Annotated in this window: 18 protein-coding genes, 4 tRNA genes and 2 pseudogenes; 10 read left to right on the top strand and 14 right to left on the bottom strand. The window is 62.0% G+C overall.

Annotated features, from left to right (window positions below; genetic code table 11):
• Positions 1-326 (top strand): annotated as a pseudogene (locus ACLP9N_RS28085) (hypothetical protein); the annotation flags it as partial.
• 298 nt (positions 327-624) lie between these two features.
• On the opposite strand, the pseudogene ACLP9N_RS28080 reads toward ACLP9N_RS28085, so the two are convergent.
• From ACLP9N_RS28080 to ACLP9N_RS28040, 9 genes and pseudogenes are all read right to left on the bottom strand, one after another.
• Positions 625-878, bottom strand: a pseudogene (locus ACLP9N_RS28080) (TPM domain-containing protein); the annotation flags it as partial.
• Between the two features lie 334 nt (positions 879-1,212).
• Positions 1,213-2,070, bottom strand: coding sequence for an ABC transporter permease (locus ACLP9N_RS28075; RefSeq protein ID WP_442410436.1), 858 nt, complete (start codon positions 2,068-2,070; stop codon positions 1,213-1,215).
• Complete coding sequence (locus tag ACLP9N_RS28070; RefSeq protein ID WP_442410435.1) at positions 2,070-2,921, bottom strand: ABC transporter ATP-binding protein; 852 nt, start codon at positions 2,919-2,921, stop codon at positions 2,070-2,072. The genes ACLP9N_RS28075 and ACLP9N_RS28070 overlap by 1 nt, the downstream gene beginning before the upstream one ends.
• Positions 2,922-3,006: 85 nt before the next feature.
• Complete coding sequence (locus ACLP9N_RS28065; RefSeq protein WP_442410427.1) at positions 3,007-8,625, bottom strand: type I polyketide synthase; 5,619 nt, start codon at positions 8,623-8,625, stop codon at positions 3,007-3,009.
• 343 nt (positions 8,626-8,968) lie between these two features.
• Positions 8,969-10,741: an NAD(P)/FAD-dependent oxidoreductase gene (locus ACLP9N_RS28060; RefSeq protein ID WP_442410426.1), complete on the bottom strand. Its 1,773-nt coding sequence runs from the start codon at positions 10,739-10,741 to the stop codon at positions 8,969-8,971.
• 335 nt (positions 10,742-11,076) lie between these two features.
• Entirely contained in the window at positions 11,077-12,390 is a 1,314-nt protein-coding gene (locus ACLP9N_RS28055; RefSeq protein WP_442410425.1) for a cation:proton antiporter domain-containing protein, read from the bottom strand.
• Between the two features lie 840 nt (positions 12,391-13,230).
• A tRNA-Phe gene (locus tag ACLP9N_RS28050) sits at positions 13,231-13,307 on the bottom strand.
• 26 nt (positions 13,308-13,333) lie between these two features.
• A tRNA-Asp gene (locus ACLP9N_RS28045) sits at positions 13,334-13,410 on the bottom strand.
• Positions 13,411-13,442: 32 nt separating this feature from the next.
• Positions 13,443-13,515: transfer RNA gene (locus ACLP9N_RS28040), tRNA-Glu, on the bottom strand.
• Between the two features lie 121 nt (positions 13,516-13,636).
• On the opposite strand from ACLP9N_RS28040, the gene ACLP9N_RS28035 reads away from it, so the two are divergent.
• Together ACLP9N_RS28035 and ACLP9N_RS28030 are read left to right on the top strand one after the other, a co-directional pair.
• Positions 13,637-13,709: transfer RNA gene (locus tag ACLP9N_RS28035), tRNA-Lys, on the top strand.
• A 175-nt stretch (positions 13,710-13,884) separates the two neighbouring features.
• Positions 13,885-14,733, top strand: coding sequence for a TIGR04255 family protein (locus ACLP9N_RS28030; RefSeq protein ID WP_442410434.1), 849 nt, complete (start codon positions 13,885-13,887; stop codon positions 14,731-14,733).
• 26 nt (positions 14,734-14,759) lie between these two features.
• On the opposite strand, the gene ACLP9N_RS28025 is transcribed toward ACLP9N_RS28030, so the two are convergent.
• Positions 14,760-15,659 (bottom strand): SAM-dependent methyltransferase, encoded by a 900-nt coding sequence (locus ACLP9N_RS28025; protein ID WP_442410424.1) that lies wholly within the window; start codon positions 15,657-15,659, stop codon positions 14,760-14,762.
• A gap of 129 nt (positions 15,660-15,788) precedes the next feature.
• On the opposite strand from ACLP9N_RS28025, the gene ACLP9N_RS28020 reads away from it, so the two are divergent.
• Positions 15,789-16,190: an ArsR/SmtB family transcription factor gene (locus tag ACLP9N_RS28020; protein WP_442410423.1), complete on the top strand. Its 402-nt coding sequence runs from the start codon at positions 15,789-15,791 to the stop codon at positions 16,188-16,190.
• A gap of 44 nt (positions 16,191-16,234) precedes the next feature.
• Positions 16,235-16,438, top strand: coding sequence for a zinc transporter Slc39a7 (locus ACLP9N_RS28015; protein ID WP_442410422.1), 204 nt, complete (start codon positions 16,235-16,237; stop codon positions 16,436-16,438).
• Positions 16,439-16,464: 26 nt separating this feature from the next.
• Here ACLP9N_RS28015 and ACLP9N_RS28010 read toward each other — a convergent pair whose 3' ends face one another.
• Entirely contained in the window at positions 16,465-17,502 is a 1,038-nt protein-coding gene (locus ACLP9N_RS28010; RefSeq protein WP_442410421.1) for an oxygenase MpaB family protein, read from the bottom strand.
• 69 nt (positions 17,503-17,571) lie between these two features.
• Here ACLP9N_RS28010 and ACLP9N_RS28005 point away from each other — a divergent pair, with 69 nt between their 5' ends.
• The 5 genes from ACLP9N_RS28005 (at position 17,572) to phoU (ending at position 23,391) form a co-directional block, all read left to right on the top strand.
• The gene (locus ACLP9N_RS28005; protein ID WP_442410420.1) at positions 17,572-18,186 is read left to right on the top strand and encodes a TetR/AcrR family transcriptional regulator; all 615 of its coding nucleotides are present in this window, start codon (positions 17,572-17,574) and stop codon (positions 18,184-18,186) included.
• A gap of 98 nt (positions 18,187-18,284) precedes the next feature.
• A complete protein-coding gene (locus ACLP9N_RS28000; RefSeq protein ID WP_442410419.1) occupies positions 18,285-19,301 on the top strand; it encodes an acyl-ACP desaturase in 1,017 nt (338 codons plus the stop codon).
• Positions 19,302-19,307: 6 nt separating this feature from the next.
• Complete coding sequence (gene dusB / locus ACLP9N_RS27995) at positions 19,308-20,441, top strand: tRNA dihydrouridine synthase DusB (protein ID WP_442410418.1); 1,134 nt, start codon at positions 19,308-19,310, stop codon at positions 20,439-20,441.
• Positions 20,442-20,629: 188 nt separating this feature from the next.
• Positions 20,630-22,663 (top strand): LCP family protein, encoded by a 2,034-nt coding sequence (locus ACLP9N_RS27990; protein WP_442410417.1) that lies wholly within the window; start codon positions 20,630-20,632, stop codon positions 22,661-22,663.
• Between the two features lie 59 nt (positions 22,664-22,722).
• Complete coding sequence (phoU, locus tag ACLP9N_RS27985; protein ID WP_442410416.1) at positions 22,723-23,391, top strand: phosphate signaling complex protein PhoU; 669 nt, start codon at positions 22,723-22,725, stop codon at positions 23,389-23,391.
• Between the two features lie 5 nt (positions 23,392-23,396).
• Here phoU and pstB read toward each other — a convergent pair whose 3' ends face one another.
• The 3 genes from pstB to pstC are packed head-to-tail and all read right to left on the bottom strand — an operon-like array spanning position 23,397 to position 26,140.
• Positions 23,397-24,173, bottom strand: a complete 777-nt coding sequence (gene pstB / locus ACLP9N_RS27980; protein WP_442410414.1) for a phosphate ABC transporter ATP-binding protein PstB — start codon at positions 24,171-24,173, stop codon at positions 23,397-23,399.
• Between the two features lie 12 nt (positions 24,174-24,185).
• Positions 24,186-25,100, bottom strand: coding sequence for a phosphate ABC transporter permease PstA (gene pstA / locus ACLP9N_RS27975; RefSeq protein ID WP_442410413.1), 915 nt, complete (start codon positions 25,098-25,100; stop codon positions 24,186-24,188).
• Positions 25,097-26,140, bottom strand: coding sequence for a phosphate ABC transporter permease subunit PstC (pstC, locus tag ACLP9N_RS27970; protein WP_442410433.1), 1,044 nt, complete (start codon positions 26,138-26,140; stop codon positions 25,097-25,099). The genes pstA and pstC overlap by 4 nt, the downstream gene beginning before the upstream one ends.
• Positions 26,141-26,142 lie beyond the last annotated feature (2 nt).

The following is a 26,142-nucleotide window of genomic DNA, read 5'->3' as shown; positions in this document are numbered from 1 at the left end:
TTCCGATCATGGAGGAGACCAAAGGGGTGGCGGTCGACCTCACCTGGGAGGGGCTGTTCCCGGTGGTGCAGGAGCAGCGGCATGTGCTGCGCTCACGCAACCGGGTGACCCTGGATGCCCAGCGGTTCGCCCAATTGGCTTCCTGGAAAGGGCAGATCGTGATCGACACCGCCGACGCCGGCGAGGAGATCGCAGTCGACACCGCAACGTGGATCGGTACCCCGGACCGGTCGTGGGGTATCCGCCCGATCGGTGAACCCGAACCGGCCGGCCGTCCCGCCGACCCGCTGTTCGAGGGCATGTGGTGGCTGTGCGCGCCGATGGCACCCGCGGCCAGCCCAGCTGCTCGACCCGGCCGTCGCGCCAGATCCGGGTGCAGTCTGTTGAGCGAGCGGAACCCCCTGGGCTCCTGCTGGATGATGATGACGATCGCGAAGTCGTCGAACGTCATCGGCAACTTCAAACACGAGAACAACCACCGCCACCGGCATTCGGCCCTGGGTTACCGAACGTCGGCCGAGTACACCACGACGTGCAGTCACACCCACCCGGTGGCCTGCGAGATCAACTGAATCCGGAACGAAGACAACGACTCCAAAACCGGGTGGACTCAATATCGGGGGCTCGCCAGGCCCAGTTGTCGGGTTTGAACCTGGCGAAGTTGTCGATGTAGACCACCCACAGTTGAATGTGCCGATCGCGGTAAAGCCGGTCGATTGCCGAGCTGACCGCCGCCGGACCGGAACCCGTCAACACCCCGGTGCTGTCAGTGTGTGATCCGTGAGCTTGGACGGCGGTTGCGCGCCAGCGGGCGTTACCAGCAGCAACCCCGCTGTGAGGATCATCAGGACTACACCGCACAGGCGAATGACGCGCATACGGGCAATTTAGCCGTGATCCACTGGTGGGGGCAGCACCGTGCCCGGTTCCAGCTTCCGCCCGAACTCCGGCCTTGGCGGGATCTTTCAGTATCACGCCGAATTCGCACCGAAGGCGGTCGCGTTCCTGGCCGACTGAACCGGTTTCTGTGGGGTGAGCCTGCGTTACTGGCGCAGGTTCACCCCGCCGTCGATCGACCACATCTGCCCGTTGATCCGCTCGGCATCGTCGGAGAGCAGGAACGCGACGACGGCTGCGAGATTCGCCTTGCAGAATTCTGCGCGCAGGCTGCGACGGAACCGCGTGATCTTGCCGGTCGTAGTCGGGCTTCTATCAATTTGTGTCCGACCACCGGAAAACTGTGAGGCAGGCAATTAAACCGCCGATACTCCATGCAGTGAGAACAAAAAATATCTGCCAATGTTCCCAGCTACCGGCCGGTTCGAAGGCGACCATTTGCGGTGGCAACAGCACGGACCGGAATCCTTGAGCCATCCATTTAACTGGAAAGATAGAGCCGACAGTCAGCATCCACGTCGGCAAAGCGAGAAGCGGCACGTATGTGCCCGACACGAACTGGAGTCCTACCGCTGGCCCGTTGGTGATGACCGCAGCCGACACCGCGTTGCTGGCGAAGTTGCTGATGAATATGCCTAACAACGAACAGCTGACAATACCCAAGACAAACACCCAGGCCAGGGTGAACCACCCGAAAACACTTGTAGGGAGGCGAAGTTTGAAGACGAGCACCCCCACTGACAACAGAACGATGGCCTCGGCAAGACTGGCGACGGCAACCAGAAAGATCTTTCCGACGAAGTACGACGTTGCGGTCGCCGGCGTTCCACGCAGTCGCCGTAAGGCGCCAGTGTCGCGGTCGGCGGCAATACTGATGCCAAGATTGATGAATGATGTCGAGAAAATCCCGTAAGCGAGGATGCTCGCCGCGATTACTGAGCCGGTGCTGGTATCGCTATTCGGCAGATTGGTCGAAAAAATCGAGCCCAATAATAGGCAAATCACGGCCGGCATCGAGAATGTCAGAGCCAGCTGCTCCGGCCGACGGTAGAACATCTTCAACTCGGGGAAGACTCTCGACAACCCGATGCGCAACGGAGACGGAAGTGGTGACTGCGACTCTGTCGCACGGTGCCGCGCCGATAAAGCATTCTCCACCTGGTAGATGTTCATCATTTCTGGCCGATCAATCGCAGATAAGCGTCTTCGAGGGTTGGTCGAGAGACTGTCAGCTGAGCCAGTTCTGCGCCATCCTGCGACCACTTCCTGATCAAGTCGGTCGGGTGATCTGTCTCCTCCATGTGCTCCTCTTCTCCCTCCATCCACCGGACCGTCGCGGCCGAGCTCACGTATCCGGTTAATTTGGCCGGCGAGTCGACTGCGGCCACCCTGCCGTGGGCGATGACTGCGACGCGATCTGCCAGAGTGGCGGCTTCCTCGAGGTAGTGGGTAGTCAGCAGAATGGTCGTGCCATCGTTTGCCAATAGCTTGATGAGGTCCCAGAATCGTCGTCTGGCTTCTGGATCGAATCCGGTCGTCGGTTCGTCCAGGAAGAGCAGTTGGGGCATGCCGATGATGCCGAGAGCGACGTCGAGCCGACGGCGCTGCCCGCCTGACAGGCTCCTCACTTTGGAGTCGGAAACTGCGCCGAGTCCGACGAGTTCCAGTAGCTCCTGGGGGAGTCGGGCTTTCCCGTAGCACTTCGCGAACATCTGCGCAGTTTCAGACACTGTCAGCATCCCGAAATCGCTGGCTTCTTGCAGCACTATGCCGATCTTGGCGCGCCAGCTCCTGCCCGCAGTCCCGGGGTCTTCACCCAGAACACGCACATGCCCAGAATCGCGTTTCCGGTGGCCCTCGAGTATTTCTATGGTGGTCGACTTGCCCGCTCCGTTCGGACCAAGGATCGCAAAAATCTCGCCATAGCCGACGTCGAGGTCCAAGTCCTGTACCGCGTGTATTCGCCCGTAGGCCTTCGTCAGACCTCGGACGTGGACCGCCAACGACTGATCCGCATGCTTCATTGCCATTGACCGAACCTTCCTGCGCTCGCCGCCAGGCGTCTCCGCTATTTCTGGTAGCAGGGCATGCAGGTAGCGGGTGCGTTACTCATGAGTGCGGCCCTCCGGTTTCCTGCTCGCTGGGTTGTGTTTCGAGTTCTGCCAGCAGCTTCCGAAGGTCGGCATCAGATAATTGCTCGATCAGTCGGTCGACGTCGTCGGCAGCGGCAGTGGAGTCGGATCGCTGCTCGGTGACCGCCGGTGGCTCGGTGCCGGCCAGTTGGAGCTCGGCATGGATTCGGACGGCCAGTGAATTGATGCTTGCGCCTCTGAGCAGTTCCAGCACCGGTAGGTCGATCGCGAAAATTGCGTTGATTCTGGTTCTGAAATCCATTGCCATCATTGAGTCCAAGCCGAAGTCGTCGAGACTGTCGTCGGATCCAACGTCAGAAACGGCGCAGTCAAAGACTGCGGCGACGATTTGTCGGACCTGGTCTGCGACCACACGGAGCCTATCGGCTTCCGGGCATCTCGAAAGGAGCTCGAGTATCGACGATTCCGACTCGGCGTGATCGGCCGACGCTTCGGCTGTGCCAAGTTCGGAGAATATTGGTGGCAGCCGTCCACCGAACGCGACACGGCGGGCCTGCGTCCAGTCGGCGCTGATAGCGATGACGTTGGGTGTTTTTTGATTGATGAGCCGATCGAGGATGCGGGTGCCCGCTGCGGGCGTAATGAGCTCGATTCCTCGCTGGGCGTAGATTTTCTCCAGCTCGAGTTCCTCGACCATTCCGACCGACCAGGGCCCCCACCCGATAGTAAGAGCTGGCAGTCCCTCGGCCTGTCGGTAGTGCGCGAAGGCGTCGAGGAATGCGTTAGCGGCGGCGTAGTTGCCTTGACCGGGCGAGGCGATGACCGAGCCTGCGGAACCGAACATGACGAAGAATTCCAGATCGTGCCCTTCAAAAGCCTTGTGGAGCACGCGAGTACCAGTGATTTTGGGAGCCATGACTTTGGTGAAAGCGGCTTCGGTCATGTTCACCAGGAGTTGGTCGTCGACGGATCCTGCGGCGTGGACAACTCCACGTACTGGTCGGCCTCCCTGTCGGGTGTGGTCACTCAACCACGTTTTCACCTGGTCGGCGTCCGTGATATCGACACTGCTGGTGATCACTCGAGCACCGAGCTGTTCAATCTTCTGTATCGTCTCGACGATTGCATAGAGCACGTCATCGCGTGGTAGCAGCGACCAGCGGCTTCTCGGTGGGATCTCGCGGCGGCACAGCAGGGCAATATGACGTGCCCCGCGTTCTGCAAGGTATGTGGCCACGATGCGGCCGAGGGCTCCGGCTCCACCGGTGACGACGTAGGTGGCATCAGGCGTGAGTTTGGTTGGGAAGGCTGTGGTTAAGCTCTTGCTTGAGCGGAGACGCGGAACAAACGTCGTTCGACCGCGGATCGCGATCTGATCCTCGGGGTCATCAGCCAGAACGTGCCGGCAGATGCGCCCTGCAGTCTCAACGCGGTCGTCGGCGTCATCGATGTCGATAAGTCCTCCCCACTGCTTGACGAATTCCTGGCCGACGACACGGCCGAGCCCCCAGATGGCCGCCTGTTCCACGGCCAGCGCTTCGGTTCCAAGTGCCGGTTGCGCTTTGGCGGTAACCAAATAGAGGCGGGGCTGGATGGTGTCGTGGTCAGCCAAGGCTTTGACAAGATGAAGAATCGCGAAGACACCTGTCAGGCGGTCCGTCTCGGCGGCGTCGGTAACCACCCGCTTGTCGCCTGGACTTGGATTCACCGTTGGCCCTGAGTGCAATGATTGGCTATCGCCGTGGGCGCACATGTCCAGCGGCCAGCAGCTGACGATGCCTGCGAGGCCGCCTTCTTTTTCGACGTGCGTTTCGAGCAACTGGCATAGTTGCTGAGGTTGTCGCGGGTCCAGCGCGTACCCGCCGTCGATTTCGGTCAGCGCGTTGACGGGTCGGTAGGCGACTGTTCGGACACGTTGGCCGCTGCGATGCAGTTGCTCCGCGAGCGTTGCCCCAACACCGTTGGTGTCGAGGCAGACGAGCCAGGACAAGCTGTCTGGCGACGTCGCGTTCTCACGCCAATCCGGCTGGATGTCGGAGTTCGCGATCCAGTGAATCTCATAGAGTCCCTTGTCCAGCCGCTCGGGCGACATGCGAGATGAGGCGCTCAGTGATTGCACGGTGAAGCCGGTGAAGACGGCGACCGGCTCCCCCTCGTCGGTCGTTAGCGTTATGTCGCTTTCGATCTCGTCTCTAGTGGCCGATACGACGCGCGCGTAGGCGGTCATGGTTTCTTCGGGCGAACGGTAGATGGCACTTCGTCGGATTCGAGTGGGTAGGTAGGGGCCGCTGTTTGCGTCGTCCCCGAAAAGTGGTGTGCCGAGCAGTGTCTGGAAAGCTCCGTCGATGAGCGCCGGGTGGAATCGGTAGGTAGCCAGTTCGTCGGTGATCTGCGCAGGGCTGGCTATTCGGGCTGTCGCCCAACCATCTCCGGAAGTGATATCCGTGATGGTCTGGAACGCGTCTCCGTAGGCGAACCCGGCGGCTCGGGCGCGGCCGTAGAACTCGTCACCCGTGATTGTGGTGACCTGCTCTGCGCCACTTGTGGTATCGCGGCGGCCAGGCGATTTTGACAGTGTGTTGAGTTCTGCCGTCGCCGTTATTGTCCAATTCAGGTCCCCGGCAGCTGTTGCTGTGAACGCGGCGAATTCCAATGCGCCTGTGTCCCGGTTGAGCATAGTCCTGACTATGGGGTCGCAGGTTTCGTCGAGGATGAGGGCGCGCTTCAAGGTCAGGTTGTCAACGCTGTGGTCTGTTGACCCGTAGGCAGCTGTCCCGGCCGCCAGGGCCATTTCGATGAACACCGCCCCCGGTACGAGAACGGTTCCCTGCACCTCGTGATCCGCAAGGAAGGGGACGATGGCCGTGCTCAACTCGACTTCCCAGGTCGGGTGCACGGCGCTCACCGCTTGTCCCAGCAGCGGATGCACCGGGTTGTAATGCAAGTCTTCCGCCGCTTCTTGGGTTTCGTTCCAAAAGCGCTTGGATTGCCAAGGGTATAGCGGGAGCTTCAGCAGTCGCGCCCCTTCTCGGGGGTATAAAGCGTCCCACGCGATCGTGTGCCCGTTGCAGTGAAGTGTGCCAACGCAGTTCAGCAGCGTACGGCTGTCGTCTTCATTGCGTCGCTGGCTCGCCACGACGACAACGTTCGCCCTTTGGCTTCCGGCGATCTCAGCAATCGATGCCGCCAGAACAGGATGCGGGCCCAGCTCGACGAAGTGGGTGTATCCGTCATCGAGCATTTGGCGCATCGCGGGTTCGAACAGGACTGTCGCACGGGTATTTTGCCACCAGTACGCTGCACCGGCGGCGTAACTGTCCAACCGTTCGCCGGTCACAGTGGAGTACAGCGGGATCGCCGCCGCATCCGAAGAGAGCCCTTCTAAGGCGCTGCAGAGGTCATCCTTCAAGGCGTCCATGTAATGGGTGTGATACGGCACCTGCACGGAGAGGAACCGATTGAAGATCCCGAACTCGTCCAATTGGCGGGAGATCTTGTCAAGAACGTCGCTGTCGCCGGCGAGGGTAACTGCTGACGGACTGTTGATTGCTGCGATGGATACCCTTCGTCCGACGTCATCGAGCGTTCCGCCGTCGATCGTTTCCATCAGCGACTCGGCGCTGGAGCCCACCGCGAGCATGCGGCCCATTCCGCGTGTGCGTTGCTGCAGGCGACTTCGATGATAAATCACTCGAATCGCTTGTTCGAAGGTCAGGACACCGGCGAGATAATGGGCGGCCACTTCACCGGCGCTGTGTCCGATCACTGCGTCAGGCCTGATACCGAACTGATTGAGCTGTTCAGCGAGCGCTACCTGAATGGCGAAGTTAGCGGGTTGCGCAACATGGGTTTCCGCCATACGAGATCGGTCTTCATCGAGTCGAAGTTCGTCGACCAAAGACCAGTTCGTGTAACGAGATAGCTCACGATCGCTGCTCAGAATGCTTTCGGTGAAAGCGGGATAGACGTCAAGCAGTCCGCGGCACATCCTCCACCACTGTGGTCCCATGCCGGTACAGACGAATGCCAATTTGGGCGCTGTGGGGTCTGTGCTGCCCGCCCGGATCTGCCCGCCGTCGGTGAGGGCTTGAAGCTGGTCTCGCAGGTCGGCAATGCTGTCCGCCACGATGGTGCGGCGATAGTTCAGGTGAGCGCGTCGTTGACTGAGCGTATAGCCGAGATCTGGCAAGGTGACGTCGGAGTGAGCGCTCACGTACTCGGCCAACCGGTGGGCCGTCGCTGCTACCGCTTCCTCTGTGCGCGCCGAGATCGGCAACACGGCCAGCGGCAGGTGCTGAGACTGGTTCGGGACGCGGACCGGGGCGGGGGGTTCAGCGAGCACGACGTGGGCATTGGTGCCGCCGAAGCCGAAAGAGTTGACGCCCGCGATGCGTCGCTTGCAATCGGGAAACTGGCGACCAGTTCGTGGAACGTCAATACTCAAGTCTCCGAGCGGAATTTGGCCGCTAGGGTTTTTGAAATGCAGGGTCGCCGGGATATACCCGTATTTGAGCACCAACGCTGTTTTGATCAGTCCGGCCACACCTGCGCCGGCCTCGAGGTGGCCGATGTTGGTCTTGACCGATCCGATCAGCAGCGGGTTTGCTGCCGGCCGGTCTGAAGCGAGCGCATTGGCGAGGGCCCGGACCTCGACGGGGTCGCCGACCGGCGTTCCGGTGCCGTGCGCCTCCACATATCCGACTTCGTCGGGGTGAACGCCCGCTCGCCGCAGGGCTGTTTTGATCGCTGATTCTTGCGCCTCCGCGCTGGGCACGGTGATGCTGTCGGTGTGACCGTCTTGTGAGACCGCTGTGCCAAGGATCTGCGCGTAGATTTCGTCGCCATCGCGTAGCGCCTGCTCGAGAGGTTTGATGACGACGACCGCGCCACCTTCTCCGCGTGCATAACCGTCCGCGGATTCGTCGAAGGCCTTGCAGCGCCCGTCCGGACTGAGGAATCCACTCTTTGATTCGGCGATAGCTGTGTTGGGGCCGATCATGATATTGATGCCGCCGGCAAGCGCGAGACCGCATTCGCCGTTCCAGATGCTCAGCGCCGCAAGGTGTACCGCGACGAGAGAGCTTGAGCACGCCGTGTCGATTGTCATACTCGGCCCGCGGAAGTCGAATGAGTACGAGATCCTGTTCGCCAGCATCGTCATCATCATTCCGGTGGCGGAGTGGTTCTTCAGGCGGTAGCGGCTGGTGCGACCCTGATTCTGTAAGAGTTGATAGTCGAGGGTGAAACCGCCGACGAAGACACCGACCTCAGTACCGGCCAAGCTATCTGCGGGTATACCGCCGTCCTCCAAAGCCTCCCACGTGGTCCGCAGCAAAAGGCGCTGCTGCGGATCAAGGAGGTTCGCTTCTCGGGGGGATATACCGAAGAACTGGGGGTCGAATTGATCAATCTCACTGAGGAACCCGCCTCGACGAGTCACCATCTTGCCGACTTTCGCCGGATTCGGGTCGTAGTATTTCGCGGCGTTCCAGCGTGTATCAGGGACCGAGCACGTGGCGTCGGTTCCACTGCACAGCAGGCTCCAGTAGCTGTCCGGAGTATGGGCACGGCCTGGAAAGTGACACCCAATTCCGACGATCGCCAGGGGCTTGCGAGTGCCTTGTTCGGCAAGCATGTCCATCCTTTCGCCCTACTAAACCTGTCAGGAGTTCTCGCTGAATCGCCGCAGGGGGATTCGTTCCATGACCGATTGATGCAAATTCGGACCTTTCGATCCACTTTGCTTGACACAGCCGCGCGAAGTCATTCGGCCATAGGTCGCACCACGATCGCCCGCTCGCCGACCCGTGAGAGCTCTTACCATCTTCGGGAGGCGGCCAGGTTGAGGCCTGCGTGCGCAAGCGACCTCGTCGCTGACCCGACAACGAGGTCGTGTGATTCAGCCTGCGGCAGCAGATGGCGCCGACTACTGTTGCGCGGTGCGGCCAGACGCGAGCTGGCGTGAATCCTTTGCTTTTTCAACGGAATTCGAGTTCAGGCGTGGTGGTGAGAATCCAATCTTGGCTGATCGGATTGCGGGTTTGCTCGTGGCGGTAGACGGATCGGAGTTCTCGCAACAGAGAGTCTCGTTGCCACGCCTGCACCTGCCGCACGGCATCGTCGTCGAAAAATCTGTTGCTTTTTTCTGCAACTACGGTTTCGATCAACTGGCCTGCTACCTGACGGAGCAACCGGGCGTTCGCGTCGAATCTCGCGGTGAAGTCGGGGGCCTTTCCAATCATCGCGGTGTGTAGCGTCACCATGAAATTCAGTGGCGAGTAGAGGTCGATGAAGCGGCCCGAGGGTTGCGCGCCTTCAATCGCGGCCCATTCTCGGAAGAATTTCTGCATGCGGTTACTGAGGTCGATGAGCCCTTCTAGGTGTGGCACAACCTCGGGGTCGTCCGCGACACTGACGAACCGACCGTTGCTGTAAAGCAGTCCCAGAAAACCCCAGTAAAACGCGATGTCCCAAATCACTTTTGCCGACATCACGGGCGGCGACCCCATCAGCGTGTACTGATTGCAATAGACGGCAAGCCACATATCGGTAAGGGATCGAAATAGCGAATCGCTGATCCCGGACCGCGCGACGACATCTTCGCCATCGAGCTCACGGGCGATCATGTCGGTGATGAGTCCATTACCGATCGCGATCAAGTCCAGCCCCGACGAATACAGGGGGTCTAGAAAAACCCCGGAGTCTCCGGTCAGACACCACCGGTTGCGGCCGTCATATACTTTGGCGGCGCCGTGACTGTACTTTTTCATCACCCTGAAGTCTTTGATCAGGTGCTCATGCTTCGCGAGGACCGCAGCGCACTGCGGTTCGTGCTCGCAAAGCCACGATCGGGCTTTGGCGAGCGTGTTGAAACGATCGAACTCGTGAACAGCTGGGTCGGCAACAATGCCGACGCTAGTCGCTCCGGACGCGAGTCGAATGAGCCAGACCCAATAACCCTCGCCCATCAGATGATTGGTGGATAGCGCACGGTCGCCCTCGATGATCCGCGACTGCCACCTTGGGTCGTCGCTCCACTGGCCGATGTCGATCTCAGCCGCGACACGCAGCCAAACGGCATTGCAGTTGTGTTCGTTGGCGCGCTTCAAGTCCAATTGTCGAGAAAGCGTCCGGTTTCGTCCCGATGCGTCGACCACCCAGCGAGCTGTCGTCTGAGTGATTGTGTCCCCGCTTTGGAAGGAGATGGTGTGTGAACGATCGCCGCCAAAACCAAAATCAACAGATCTGACGCGGCCTGAGGCGATTTCGACGCCATTCGACAGGCAACGTCGGTGGAGCTCGTTCTCTAACCTGCCGCGGTCGATTTGATAAGTTACCTGAGGTATAAAAGCGGAGCTGCCGAGCTCCGTCCGCTGGGTGATATCGGTGTTTCCGTCGTGTGAGAAAAACATTCGCAAACCCATTTTGCGAATCTGTGCGGTGTGCAAATGGTCACCCAATCCGATGCGATCCCGCAGGTAGAGCGCGGAGATCTCGACTGTCGATTCTCCGACCGTGTGGGTAATCTCGGGTACCGGGTGCGGGTTTGGCTGAATGATCAGGATGCGCGTTCGAGGGCGCTTGCTGCGAATCTCCAGCGCAAGAGTGAAAGCCGCCACGCCACCTCCGACGATGGTGACATCGTGATCCGCGGCGGCGGTGTCGGCATCCAACAGGTGAGTCTTTATCTTATGCGCCAAAGCATGTCGCGCCTCCGGGCTCAGTTGCGCCAGCTGCGTTCGTAAGTCCACGTGTCCCGCTCCCCGAGTCAGTCCGTTAAGATATTTAATAGTTAAGAATTTACACGCAATCAGCTGCCTGGCAAGCGGAGAAGCGCATCTCCACAGAGTCGGCGCGCGGAGAAACACTCCATGTGAGTGGTTGGCCAACTCGGCTGTTACCTTCGTTCTTCGTCTGATCGCTGTGGCGCGTTTGCGCAGCACTCGACGGCGTTGGGGGCTGGTCGAACCGCGAGTGCGAGGTGACGGCCAACGACCGACGTTCAGACGCAGCAGCGTCAGACAGAACAGCAGCGATGCCGGTGTCCATCGTCTGTGAGCTGCGCCGCTTACTACGTTGCACAACCTCACTTGATTGGTACCCGTGCTCCGAGTGCGGAAGAGCCGTCAAGATCTGTAGTTCGTTGCTCGCTTACGGCGGAAGGCTCGTCTACGCGGCGTCGCCCATAAACGAGTTCGAATATCGGAGTGGCCATCAGTGTGGTGACGATCGCAACGAAGACCAGGATGGTGAACAGCCTAGGAGTGATGATGCCAGCTTCAAGCCCGATGTTGAGAAGAATGAGTTCAATTAAGCCGCGGGCATTCATCAACGAACCTAGCGCGACAGATTCGCGGAGCGGGACCTTGTTCAGCCGTGCGGCTATTGTGCACGCTATCCCTTTCCCCGCGATGGATATCACGAGTATTCCCAGTGTCACCGCCCACAATGTCAGGCTGTTCACCAAGCCGATTTGCGTGTTCAGCCCGGAATAGACGAAGAAAAGAGGCAAGAGAAACGTCGTTACGATCGGCTCAAGTTGAGCGGTGAGGTGTTGCGCGAAGAAGCCCGATGGCATGGCAACACCGAGCATGAATGCGCCGAATATGGCGTAGATCCCAATGGTGTCCGTGAACCAGGCGCACATCATGACCAAAACAAGGATTGTGCTGAGCATGGGCGTGGTGATCGTTTTGCGGCGTTCCGCTAATGGGCCCAAGACATATAATGCCTTCCGCCCGACCGTGAGAAGCAGCAATGTATATAGGGCTCCGCCGACTATCGCTATGACGGCCAACGCCGGCTTACCTCGGTGGATAGCGAGCACTATTGCCAGAAGGCACCAGGACAGCGCATCGTCGGTTGCACCACATGTCAAGGCGAGCGTGCCCAGAGGCGTTCCGGAAAGCCTCTGTTCGAAAATGATTCGCGCGAGCATGGGGAAAGCGGTGGTCGCGATCGACGCGCCCAGGAACATCATCGCCATGCCGAGTGTGACGCCTTTTTCGAAGAAAATTCCACCTGCCAAGAGGGGCTTAGCGACAAGCGCTCCCAGAGCGAGCGGCGTCAGGATGCCTGCTGCCGAGACGGCCGCCGCGGTGCCGACCCGATGTTTGATGAGGTTGACGTCGAAGTTGAGCCCGATGAGAAACATGTAAAGCACCAGGCCGATCTGCGCCGTGGTGTACAGCACGACGTTTGCTTGTCCCGGCGGGAATAGGTGATGTTGCACGCCGGGCGCTATCCGGCCTAGCAGTGAGGGACCCAGAAGCACTCCGGCAAGCATTTCGCCGACGACTTGCGGTTGTCCTAAGCGTTGCGACACCAGCCCGACGAAACGGCAAGTTGCCAGGATGACGGCCAGTTCGAGGAAGAAATGGACGGCTGTTGCGGCGGGCACTGATGAGGTCCTTAGCGGTTCGAAGTGCGGACAGGCTACAGACAGGGGTGCTACGGGTTGATTCGTAGTCAGGCGGCCGTCGGATGGGGCGGTGGCTCAACTCCCTGATCTAGGGAGTGTCAAGGATCAGCCGAAACACTTTCAGGCATCACCCGAAAGTGAAATGTCGGCCATCAGCCGAGGTCATACATGTTATGTGTGGGGCGGGCGGGGCTCGAACCCGCGACCAACGGATTACCGATAGCCGAATCTCGACAACGCCTATAATTGCCCTTCTTTCCTTGTGGGCCAAGTAGTTTCACCGCTCGACATGTCCTATGCGGCGAGGCTGATTCCGGTCATTTCTCAGGCATTGGCGGTGAATAAACGGTAACAAGCGAACCGTGTTACGCCCTGCTCCGGAAAGCGATGGGCCACGCCTTGCTAGAAGTCGCTCAGAGAGTGTCGAGCGCCATTGCGATATGGTCCAGCTCGTCGTCAAAGAGGTCGGCGTAAGTGTGTGCAGTGACGGTGATGGATTGGCTACATTGAGGGTCCGGCGCTGGCGGTCGCTGGCCCGCCGGCCAGAGTCGTCGGCGGCGAGACTTACCTCTGGGCAATGGCCGCACGACCGCGTTTTCGCCTTTTGCGATGTGGTTGGCGAGCGATCCCGAGTAGTCGTCGCCTGACAAGTGCTCGTTTGAAAAGCGGCCTGAGGAAGTTCTTGGGCGTGACGTGGCGAGCGATCTTCCGCCGTGCGGCCAATCCGCGACTTGGCCGTATTGGCCGCACGAAAGGGCCGAAGGTCCGGTCACGGGTTATGTCGAGTGGTGGATCTGAGCCCATTACCTGCACTGATGGTGGTGGCCAGGGGCGGGATCGAACCGCCGACCTTCCGCTTTTCAGGCGGACGCTCGTACCGACTGAGCTACCTGGCCGGAAGGCAGCGTGTGCCTCGCCGTATTGGCGACCCTGACGGGACTCGAACCCGCGACCTCCGCCGTGACAGGGCGGCGCGCTAACCGACTGCGCCACAGGGCCTTGCTCTGCTGCTCCGCGTCGCCGCGTCGCAGTACCCCCTACGGGATTCGAACCCGCGCTACCGCCTTGAAAGGGCGGCGTCCTAGGCCGCTAGACGAAGGGGGCCAGAACCGAATCTCTCCGGGGTACTCGCAACGTGGTCATTGGGAGCCACGTCAGCTTAGGTCACGCCAAGCCTAATCCTCAAACGAGCGTCGTTTCCAACACAGTATTCTGAATCTCCACGGCCCCTATAGCTCAGTTGGTAGAGCTACGGACTTTTAATCCGCAGGTCGCAGGTTCGAGCCCTGCTGGGGGCACTGAAAACCGAGTATGACCTCGGCCGATGCTCGACTGTCGGCTTCGGGTTACGCCTGACAGCGTGTCGTCTGGTGCGTGACAGTTACTTCGGCTGATTCTTAACACGCTCGCCGGACGACATAGCTCGGCGTGGCTTGATCGTGGCGGCCCGTTTCGGTGTCCATCGGCATGGCTATGCTTCCCGAGATGAATGAGGACGACGTCTACCCCACCCCGCCCGCTGCCGCGCCCGTGGCTCCATCCGTCGCCGCGCCCGTCGCTTTGGTCACGATGGAAATCCGTCACCCTGCAACGGATTCCCTGACCGAGTCGACCAACCGAGAGCTGAAACACCTGCTCGCTGACAGCTTGCCGATCGAACGGCAGGCCCAGGACATGAGTTGGGGAATGGTCGCCCCCGGTGCCGCCCCAACGCCAACCGCGGAGCGCTTCGTCCGCTTCGTCAACCGCGACAACACGTTGGCCGCCTCGATCAAGAGTCAAGCGGTCGTCATCGAGACCACCAACTACACCACCTTCGAGGCCTTGCGCGACATTGCGATGCACGTCGTGGACGCCCGCGCACAGGTCTCGTCCCTGGTCGGAGTGGAGCGCATCGGCCTGCGCTATGTCCTCGAGATCCGGGTTCCCGTGGGGGTCGACGGCCGTGTCGAGTGGAGCAACTGGATCGCGGAGCCGCTGCTCGGGCCGGAGCGTCTCGCTCCCGCCGGTCTGTTCCTCACCGAGTGGCAGGGTGCCGCCGTCTACCGCGAGCCACAACCGGGTAAGTCGCTCGTCGTTCGCTATGGTCCGGGTTTCGGTCAGGCGCTTGATGCGAATTACCACCTGCGCCGCGTCACCCCGGTCCAAGCCGGCCCATACTTCCTGATGGATATCGACAGCTTCTGGACGCCCAGCGGCTCCATTCCTGAATACCGCCGGGACGAACTGCTCTCGACGTATCAAGCCTTATACGATCCGGCCCGTTCCGTCTTTCAGGAAATGCTCACCGGCCGCATGAAGGACGACTTGCTCCGCCAATAGGAGCCAATCGGAGCCACTAGGACGGCTTATCGCGCGAGCACCGCGCTGCTGTAGGTCACGTCGGCGAAGGCCTTTGCTACGTCGTCGTCGGGATAGGTGAAGCCGTTTGCCGCGTGCAGCTCTGCGACCGTGTAGGGCGAGACTTGCCAGGCACGCTGCTTCAGGTAGTCGATGATGTGACCGCGCTGGCCGTGATAGACCAGATCATTGAAATCGACTTCGAATCCGAGTTCGCTCATCCGGTCATGGTGTGCGCGCCATCGCGGGTCGGCGAAAACCGCAGTGTCGGGCACGAATTCAAAGGCCAGCCGACTGCCGGGCGCACTCAAAGCGGTGATGTTGTCGAACAGCGCATCCTGAGCTTCGTCGGGCAGGTAGACCAGCAATCCTTCGGCACTCCAGGCGGCCGGAGCCTTCGGGTCGAATCCGGTGGCCTGCAACGCCGTGGCCCAGTCGTCGCGCAAGTCGACCGCGACGGTGCGCCGCTCGGCCGTCGGCTCAGCGCCAAGATCACCCAGGGTCAGGGTCTTGAACTCGATCACCTCGGGCATGTCGACTTCGTAGACCACGGTGCCCGCCGGCCACGGCAGACGGTAGGCGCGCGCATCGAGACCCGACGCGACGATCACCACCTGGCCAATGCCGCTCCGTGCCGCATCGAGGAAGAAGTTGTCGTAAAACCGAGTGCGGCAGGCCATCCCCTGGGCCATTCGGTCTGGATCGAATTCGGAATCCCCGCCGACGGGAATCTCGCCGTTGACCAGACGAACATAGACATCTATTCCGACGGCACGCACCAACGGCGCGGCGTAGGGGTCGTCGATGAACTTTGCGTCGGAAGCAAGCGCCCGCTGGGCGGCGACCATGGTCGCCGTCGCCCCGACGCTCGTCGCGAGATCCCAGCGATCACTATCGGAGCGCGCCATGGTTCTTCCCCATCCCGAAACCACCGGATAAATATAGACTGTCTAGTTAATACCACAGCGGCGACCTTCCAGCTCGGGACTACACCTCACTGTTGACAGCGCCGTCGGCGCTTCGGCTATTATCTGCGTATGCATGCAGGTAATAGTGAAGGGCGGTTGCCCGATGATCAGGCCGGTCTGGTGGTCGAGGTTTTCCGGATGCTGGCCGACGCCACCCGCGTGCAGGTGCTCTGGTCGCTGACGCATCGCGAGATGTCGGTCAACGAACTCGCCGAGCACGTGGGCAAGCCCGCACCGTCGGTCTCTCAGCACCTGGCCAAGCTGCGGATGGCGCGTCTGGTGCGCACCCGCCGGGACGGGACCACCATCTTCTACAGCCTGGAAAACGAGCACGTGCGCCAGCTCGTCATCGATGCCGTCTTCAACGCCGAGCACGCCGGTCCCGGGGTTCCCCGTCATCACCGGCCCGACGGCGGGCTGAAGGCCCTGAAGGCCGCAGCCGATTCGGCGCCTGCACCCCAGGCGAACTGAATCCACAAGAGAAACGACATATTTCGCAGAGAAAGTTGACAATCATGTCCGATCAGCACACCCACGACGCGCCGCACGCGCACGAGCACCAGCACGGCCAAGCGGCTCACACGCACGCACACACCACGCATGCGCACGACCACGTCACCCACGAGCACCCCCACGCCCACGCCGACGGGACTGAGCACACTCATCAGCACGTGCACCAGGCGGGCCTGGAAGAGGCGCACAGCCACAGCCACGCGTAAATGCCGAGCGCCAGGGCCGCTCCCCGTCAGACCTTGGGGCAGTAGTGCATCGGGTTGTCGCGCTCGTCCAGCGGCGGCAGATTGCGCGCGGGCGTCTGCACTAACGGGGCGTCGGCCGGGATCCGCCCGACGGCACGATCCCAGCCGGCGCGCGCCCGCGGGTGCTTCTGGTACCGGCGCGGAACGAAGGCGAAGATCAGCCGCACGATCTTGCCGAAGCGCCGGTGCAGCCATTCGTCGCGTCGCGACCACCGGTAACCCATCAGCTCGCGCACCGGCGGATCGTAGAGACCGACGGTCAGCCACACGAAGAACGGGGCCAACAATTTGCGCTGCGCAGCCCATATCCAATCCGGAACCCGTTGGGCGAACGGGGGTCTGGGCAGTTCGGTCAGATCGAGCACGGCACGTGCCGCGAAGTTGCTCTCCAACACGTTGCGGCACATGTGATCCCAGTACTCCTGAAATTCCTCCCAGGACGCCGGCACCGGTCGCATGCTCATGCCGTACATGCGATACCACTCGACGTGTTCGTCGAACAGCTGGCGCTTCTGCGCTTCGGTCACGCCGCCGCAGAACCGCTCGGCGACATGGATGGTCCCGACGAAAAAGGTGGCGTGTGCCCAGTAGAAGACATCGGGATTCAGCGCGTGGTAGCGGCGGCCTTGTGCGTCGGTGCCCTTGATGGTCGTGTGGTAGTCGCGTACCTCTGCGCCGGTGAGCGGGGCACGGTCGCCGTCGAAAACAACCCCGCCGATCGGGTACAACGACCGCATCAGCCGCGGCCAGCGTTCACGGAAGAACGTCGAGTGCTCTTCGACCGCCGCGCCCAGCTGCGGGTGCATGTTCTGCATGGATCCCGCCCAGGGGCCCTGCAGCATGCCGCGCCAATCACCGAAGTATCGCCATGTCAGGGAATCTGGGCCGAGCGGGGCCGGCGGTGCGTCATAGCCCAGCGGGGAGACCGGGCAACCGCCGGCCACACCGGACGCTCCCTGTTGGACCGCGTCGCTATCGGCTTTGGTGCTGGTCAGTGGGCATGGTGGCGACGTATGTTGAGTCACTGGTCAATTTCCTACAAAGTTCCGTGATTCTGACTACATGCGTTGTCACTTTGAAGTCTAGGGAGCGAAGTGCCGTCCGGTCAACGACGGAGCCGTTGGTCCGGCGTCCCACTCGAGAGTCGCCTCGCACTCCGACGAGAAAACCTCATTGCCGCCGGTGTGCAGTTGCTTGGCGAGGACGGCGGCCCAGCGCTGACCGTTCGAGCGGTATGCCGTAAGGCCGCGCTGACCGAGCGCTACTTCTACGAAAGCTTCTCCGACCGTGACGAATTCGTGCGCGCGGTTTACGACGACGTGTGCACCAGAGCAATGGCGACCCTGGTGTCGGCAAAAACGCCCCGGGAAGCCGTCGAACAATTCGTCGAGCTGATGGTCGACGATCCGGTCCGCGGGCGCGTGCTGCTACTGGCACCGGCGGTCGAACCGGTGCTGACCCGGTCCGGCGCGGAGTGGATGCCCAATTTCATCGAGCTGCTGCAACGCAAGCTGTCCCGGATCAGCGATCCGGTGCTGCAGAAAATGGTCGCCACCAGCCTGATCGGTGGCCTGACGAGCCTGTTCACCGCGTACCTGAACGGACGGCTGGGCGCCACGCGCGAACAATTCATCGACTATTGCGTCGAGATGCTGATGAGCACTGCCGCCACTTATGTCCCCAGCCTGCCGCCACTGCCCCGCGATTGAGCGAGGTTGCGGCGTGCCACGCCGGGGAGGAACTTGATGCTACTTGAGTACACAGATATATTGACTGCAACCCAAAGACACAGATAACTGGAGGGATCATGTCAGCCCAGCTGACCGACCTACAGCTGCTGCATGAGCTTGAACCGCTCGTCGAGAAGTACCTCAATCGACACCTCAGCATGCACAAGCCCTGGAACCCGCACGACTACATCCCGTGGTCAGACGGAAAGAACTTCTATGCGCTCGGCGGCCAGGACTGGGATCCAGAGCAGAGCAAGCTGTCCGACGTCGCCCAGATAGCGATGGTGCAGAACCTGGTCACCGAAGACAACCTGCCGTCGTATCACCGCGAGATCGCGATGAACATGGGCATGGACGGCGCCTGGGGCCAGTGGGTCAACCGCTGGACCGCCGAGGAGAATCGGCACGGCATCGCGCTGCGCGACTACCTGGTCGTGACACGTTCCGTCGATCCCGCCGAGCTGGAGAAACTTCGCATCGAAGTGGTCAACCGGGGCTTCAGCCCGGGTCAGAACCGCCAAGGCGACTTATTCGCCGAGAGCCTCACCCACTCCGTCCTCTACGTCAGTTTCCAGGAACTGGCCACCAGGATTTCGCACCGCAACACCGGCAAGGCCTGCAATGACCCCGTCGCTGAGCAGCTGATGGCCAAGATCTCGGCCGACGAGAACCTGCACATGATCTTCTACCGCGACGTCAGCGAAGCCGCGTTCGACCTCGCTCCCAATCATGCGATGAAGTCGCTGCACATGATCCTGCGGAACTTCCAGATGCCCGGCTTCCAGGTACCCGAGTTCCGGCGCAAAGCCGTGATCATCGCAGTAGGAGGCGTCTACGACCCGCGCATCCACCTCGACGAGGTCGTCATGCCCGTGCTGAAGAAATGGCGCATCTTCGAGCGCGAGGACTTCACCGGTGAGGCAGCCGAGTTGCGCGATGATCTTGCGCTGCTGGTCAAGGAACTCGAGATGTCCTGCGAGAAGTTCGAGGTGTCCAAGCACCGCCAACTCGAGCGGGAAGCCCGCACAGGCAAGAAGGTCACCGCATACGAGCTGCATCAAACCGCGGGCAAGCTGGTGATGAGCCGCCGGTAGCCTGCCTTGCGCATCGGTCCGATCACGCTGGCCAGCCCGGTTGTGCTGGCCCCGATGGCGGGTGTGACGAACGTCGCATTCCGGTCGCTGTGTCGTGAACTGGAACAGTCGCAGGTCGGCACGATCAGCGGTCTGTATGTCTGTGAGATGGTGACCGCACGGGCACTCGTCGAGCGGCATCCTGTCACCATGCACATGACGACGTTCGCGCCGGACGAGTCGCCGCGCTCGCTGCAGCTTTACACCGTCGACCCCGCCACCACCTACGCGGCCGCCAGGATGATCGCGGACGAAGGCTTGGCCGACCACATCGACATGAATTTCGGCTGTCCGGTGCCCAAGGTCACCAAACGGGGCGGCGGAGCGGCGCTGCCGTACAAGCGGCGTTTATTCGGCCAGATCGTGGCCGCGGCGGTGCGCGCGACCGAAGGCACCGGAATACCGGTCACCGTCAAGTTCCGCATCGGCATCGACGACGACCACCACACCCATCTGGACGCCGGGCGCATCGCCGAGTCCGAGGGCGCCGCCGCGGTCGCGCTGCACGCCCGGACGGCCGCGCAGCGCTATTCCGGGAGCGCCGATTGGGAACAGATCGCCCAGCTCAAGCAGCACGTTCGCACCATCCCGGTACTCGGCAACGGGGACATCTACGACCCCAACGACGCGCTGGCCATGATGGCCACCACCGGGTGCGACGGCGTCGTCATCGGCCGGGGCTGCCTGGGCCGGCCGTGGCTGTTCGCGGAGCTGTCGGCCGCGTTCACCGGCAGCCCGCCACCCACCCCGCCCACCCTCGGCGAAGTCGCCGACATCGTCCGCCGGCACGGCGCGCTACTCGCCGCGCACTCCGGGGAAGACAAGGGCATGCGCGACATCCGTAAGCACATCGGCTGGTACCTGCACGGCTTCCCGGCGGGATCCGAGTTGCGGCGAGCGCTGGCGCTGGTCAAGACGCTGGACGAGCTCGACGGGCTGCTGAACCAACTCGACGGCGCTGTCCCGTTCCCGGACGCCGCGACCGGCCCGCGAGGCCGGCAGGGTTCACCTGCCCGCGTGGCCTTGCCCGAGGGCTGGCTGGCCGACCCGGACGATTGCACGGTGCCGGCCGGAGCCGACGTGATGCACTCGGGTGGCTGAACCGAAACGCTCTCGAAATCGCGAATACGTCAAGAACTCAGTACGATATGGGCCTGCTGGATGGCGTCGGTGGCGGATCGATTTATCCCGCCGCACGAGGGCTACAAGTACGGCGCGACCCATCGGTAGCGCGGCGCGGACACGGACAACACTGACTTCCGCTTGAGAGTTTCGGAGGCCGCTGAGACATGAGTGACGGCGAGCACGACGCCACTCTTGATCGTTGGTGCGCGTCTGCTCCGTGGGAGCGATTTTCTGCACCTTCGCCCGACGACGCCCACCGCTGGCAGGCCGAGCCGCCCGTCGAGGATCGGGGAGGTGATACCGAAAAGGGCGGAAGTCACGCCGACGGCGCGCTCAGTGTCGCCGACCTGATCGCCAAAATCGGCGCCCCGCCCGCCGACCGGCCCAGCCATCACCGCGTGGCCGATGAGGCCGACGAGCCCGATGAGGCGGCCGCGGATGTCAAATCTCACGACGTTGCGTCGGACATGCCCATCGACCTGCAAGACACGCAGGTCATCGACACCCCGGCGTACTCGCTTGAGCTCGTCTCGGAGCTTCCCGACCTCGGCTCCGCCAACTACCCCGACGACAACGCTGACGAGAACGCGGCGCCCAAAGCCAAACGCGGCCGTCGGCCGATGTTGCTGGCCGCGCGCTCGCTGGCGGCACTGTTCGCCGTGCTGGCGCTGACCCTCACCGGCGGCGCTTGGCAATGGAGCACCTCGAAGAACAACCGCCTGAACACCGTCAGCGCGCTCGACCCGCAGTCGCGCGACATCGTCGATCCCAATGGCCAGTACGGCGATGAGGACTTCCTGCTAGTCGGTATGGACTCGCGCGCCGGGGCCAATGCCAACATGGGTGCCGGCGACACCCAGGACGCCGACGGCACACGATCGGACACCGTGATGCTGGTCAACATTCCGGCGAACCGCAAACGCGTGGTGGTGGTGTCGTTCCCCCGCGACCTGGCGATCACCCCGATGCGATGCGAGGCCTGGGACCCTGAAACCGGGAAGTACGGACCCCTCTACGACAAGAAGACCGGAAAGTATGGCCCCCGGATGGTCTACACCGAGACCAAATTGAATTCGACGTTCTCCTTCGGCGGTCCGAAATGCCTGGTGAAGGAAATCCAGAAGCTGTCCGGTTTGAGCATCAACCGTTTCATTGCCATCGACTTCGTCGGCTTCGCGCGGATGGTCGAGGCGCTCGGCGGCGTCGAGGTGTGCAGCACCACCCCACTGCAGGACTACGAATTGGGCACGGTGCTCGAACATTCGGGACGCCAGGTGATCAACGGGACAACGGCGTTGAGCTACGTGCGGGCCCGCCAGGTCACCACCGAGAACAACGGTGACTACGGCCGGATCAAACGCCAGCAATTGTTCCTGTCCTCGCTGCTGCGCTCGCTGATCTCTGAGGACACCTTGCTCAACCTGAACAAGCTCAACAATGTCGTGAACATGTTCATCGGCAACAGCTACGTCGACAATGTCAAGACCAAAGACCTGGTCCAGCTTGGCCAATCCCTGCAAGGTATGGCAGCCGGGCACATCACGTTCGTTACTGTGCCGACCGGCGTGACAGACCAGAACGGCGACGAGCCGCCGCGCACCGCCGACATGAAGGCGCTTTTCGCCGCGATCATCAATGACGATCCGCTGCCGCTCGAAAACGATCACAACGCGCAGAGTTTAGGGACCTCCTCAGCCTCGGGGCCGACGGCCACGCCCTCTAGCCCCTCTGGCCCGCCGTCCACCACCAAGAAAGCGCCGGGCGCAACCTCCGATACTCGGCGCGAGCAGGTGACGACGACCTCGCCGGAGGATGTCACGGTGCAGGTCTCCAACGCGACCGGCCAAACCGGCCTGGCGGCCACCGCAACCAGCCAGCTCAAGCACAACGGCTTCAACGTGATGACGCCGGACGACTACCCGAATTCGCTGAACGCGACCACGGTGTTCTTCTCGCCCGGCAACGAGCAGGCGGCCGCTACGGTGGTGTCGGCGTTCGCCAACGCAAAGGTCGCGCGGGTCAACGGCATTGGTCAAGTAGTTCAAGTGGTGCTCGGCCCGGATTTCAGCTCGGTGACCGCTCCGCCGCCCAGCGGCTCGTCGATCAGTGTGCAGATCGACCGCAACGCCAACACTCCGGCGACCAAGCTGCCCGAGGACTTGACGGTCACCAATGCTGCCGACACCAGCTGCGAGTAACCCCGTTCAGGCGTCGCTCGGGCCGACTTTTCCGGCGGCGAGAACGTAGGCTGGATCACATGCGAACCGCATACCATGAGCAACTCTCGGAATTATCGGAGCAGCTCGGCGAAATGTGCGGGCTGGCGGGTATGGCCATGGAGCGGGCAACCCAAGCTTTGTTGCAGGCCGATCTGGTCCTGGCAGAGCAGGTGATCTCCGATCACGAACAGATCGCGACCCGCAGCGCGCGCGCCGAGGAGAGCGCTTTCGTCTTGCTGGCCTTACAAGCGCCGGTCGCCGGCGACCTCAGGGCCATCGTGAGCGCCATCCAGATGGTGGCTGACATCGATCGGATGGGCGCGCTGGCCCTGCATGTCGCCAAGATCGCCCGCCGCCGCCATCCCCAACATGTGCTGCCCGAAGAGGTCAACGGGTATTTTTCCGAAATGGGTAGAGTCGCAGTCGAATTGGGTAACAGCGCGCAAGAGGTGGTGTTGTCCCGCGATCCGGAGAAAGCCGCCCGGATCCGCGAGGAAGACGACGCGATGGACGATCTGCACCGGCACTTGTTCTCGGTGCTGATGGACCGCGAGTGGAAGCATGGCGTGGCGGCCGCCGTCGACGTGACGTTGCTCGGCCGGTTCTACGAACGCTTCGCCGACCACGCCGTCGAAGTGGCACGGCGGGTCATCTTCCAGGCAACCGGCAAGTTTCCCGAGGACGAGGCGACGCCACCCGCGCGGTAGCCGATTTAGCCGAAGCGCCCGGAGATGTAGTCCTCGGTTGCTTTCTGGGTCGGGTTGGAAAAGATCTTCTCCGTGTCGTCGATCTCCACCAACCGTCCGGGTTTCCCGACGGCTTCCAGGTTGAAGAACGCAGTCTGATCGCTGACCCGCGCGGCCTGCTGCATGTTGTGGGTGACGATGACGATGGTGTAATCCTGCTTCAATTCACCGATCAGGTCTTCGATGGCCATCGTCGAGATCGGGTCCAGAGACGAGCACGGCTCGTCCATGAGCAACACATCGGGTTGTACGGCGATAGCGCGCGCGATGCACAACCGCTGCTGCTGCCCGCCGGACAATCCGCCACCGGGCTTGTCTAAGCGATCCTTGACCTCATCCCACAGGTTCGCGCCGCGCAGCGAGTATTCGGCGGTATCATCGAGCACCTTGCGATTGCGCACGCCCTGCAACTTCAGGCCGGCCACCACGTTGTCGCGAATCGACATGGCGGGGAACGGGTTCGGGCGCTGAAACACCATCCCGACTGCCCGGCGCACACCGACCGGATCGACGCCGGGGGCATAGATGTCTTCGTCGTCGAGCAACACGATGCCCTCCACCCGCGCGCCGGGGACGACCTCATGCATCCGGTTCAGGATGCGCAGCACAGTCGTCTTGCCGCAGCCCGACGAGCCGATGAACGCCGTCACACTGCGCGGCAGAATCGACAACGTCACATCCGAAACCGCCTTAAAAGTCCCGTAATAGATGTTGACGCCTTTGAGGTCCAACCGCTTGGCCACGTGCTTTCCTGTCTACGACTTCTTGGGAGCGAAGATTCTCACGACCATCCTGGCCCCGACATTGATGATCCCGATCACCAGGATCAGTGTCAGCGCAGCGCCCCACAGCCGATCCGTGGGAATCGGGTTCGCTCCCGCGCCCATCGATGTCTGGTCATACATCATGCCGGGTAACGACCCCATGAACCCGCTGAAGATGTCGAAGTTGATTGCCTGCGAATAGCCGACGAGGATCAGCAGCGGGGCCGTCTCGCCCATCACCCTGGCCAACGCCAGCATGATGCCGGTGATGATGCCCGCCAACCCCGTCGGCATCACCACTCGGGCAATGGTTTTCCACTTCGGAATGCCCAGCGCGTAACTGGCCTCGCGCAGGTCTGTCGGAACAATCCGCAGCATCTCCTCGGTCGCGCGCACGATCACCGGCAGCATCAACAGCACCAGCGCCAGCGACACCGCAAACTGGGAGCGGGGCAGCCCCAGGGTCGCGACCCACAGCGCGTAGATGAACAACGCCGCGACGATCGAGGGCACACCGGTAAGGATATCCACCACGAAGCTGATTAGCCTGCCGAGCGGAGTGCCGCCACCGTATTCGATCAAGTAGACCGCGACCATGAGACCGATCGGGACGGAGATCGCGGCGCATACCGCTCCCTGCAGCAAGGTTCCGACGACCGCGTGGTACGCGCCGCCGCCGGCCACGAATGCCGTCATACCCGCTTGCGAATGCGTCCACCACGCGCTGGACAGGATCGCCCGGAACCCCTTGGCGATCACCGTGTACAGCACCAAAACCAGAGGCGCCAAGGCGATCACCGTCGACGACGTCACCAACACCGTCGCGGCGCCGTTCGCTATTCGACGACGCGGGCCGGGTCCCGAGAACGTCCGTGGCTTGAGGGGGCGGTCCAGGATCGAGGTCATCGGGCGCCCCGTCGGGCTCCGGTTCCGGCGACCGCAGCGCGCGCCACCGAATCGACCACAAAGGTGAACAGAAAAAGCACCAGTCCCGCGGCGATGTAGGCGCCGGCCTTGTATTTGTCGTTGAATTCCGATGCTGTGCCTGCGATTTGGGTCGCGAACGTCGAGCCGCCGTCGAACAGCGACCAGCCGAACGCCGTCTGGGTGCCGCGCAGGATGACCAGCAGCGCCACTGTCTCCCCCAGGGCGCGGCCCAGACCCAGCATCGCGCCGCTGAGGTATCCGGATCGCCCGAATGGCAGCACGGTCGTCTTGACGACTTCCCATCGGGTGGCGCCCAGCGCCAGCGCAGCCTCGATCTGGTCCTGCGGGGTCTGCACAAAGACTTCGCGAGTAACGGCGGTGATGATCGGTAGGATCATCACCGCCAACACGATCCCGCCGGTGAAGATGGTGCCGCCGCCTGCCACCGACGCGTTGCCACTGGCGAACAGAAAGCACCACCCCATGGTGTGGTTGAGCCAGGTTGCGACGGGCCGCAGCTGCGGTGCGAGCACATACAGACCCCACACGCCGTAGATGATCGAGGGAACCGCGGCGAGCAGATCAACCATGTACGCCAGCACTCCGCCAACACGCCGCGGCGCGTAGTGCGTGACGAAGATGGCCACACCAAGAGCGATCGGCATCGCGAGAATCAATGCAAACACCGACACCAACGCGGTCACCTGCAGCAGATTGAGGATCCCGAATCGCATAGCCGAGGTGTTCGTGGTGACCCATTTGCCGCCGTAAGTGAAAAAATTCACTTGATTGCGCTGCAAGGCCGGTACCGCCCGCCACAGCAAGAACACACCGATCGCGGCGACCAGCACCACCATCAGGACACCGGAGCCCTCCGACAGCCTGCGAAATACGCGGTCCCCCAGCCGCGGCCGGGCATTCCCCCACGGGTTCAACGGCACGATCGGCGGCTCGGGAAAGGGCGCAGCGACGACCGCGCCCGAACCCGCGTCGCTTGGGTTTGGCGTTGTCACTGGGATCC

This window comes from Mycobacterium sp. (assembly GCF_052144515.1).
In the GTDB taxonomy this organism is placed as follows: Bacteria; Actinomycetota; Actinomycetes; order Mycobacteriales; family Mycobacteriaceae; genus Mycobacterium.
The sequence above is the reverse complement of the archived record's forward strand: the minus strand, read 5'-3'. Positions and strand labels throughout refer to the sequence as shown.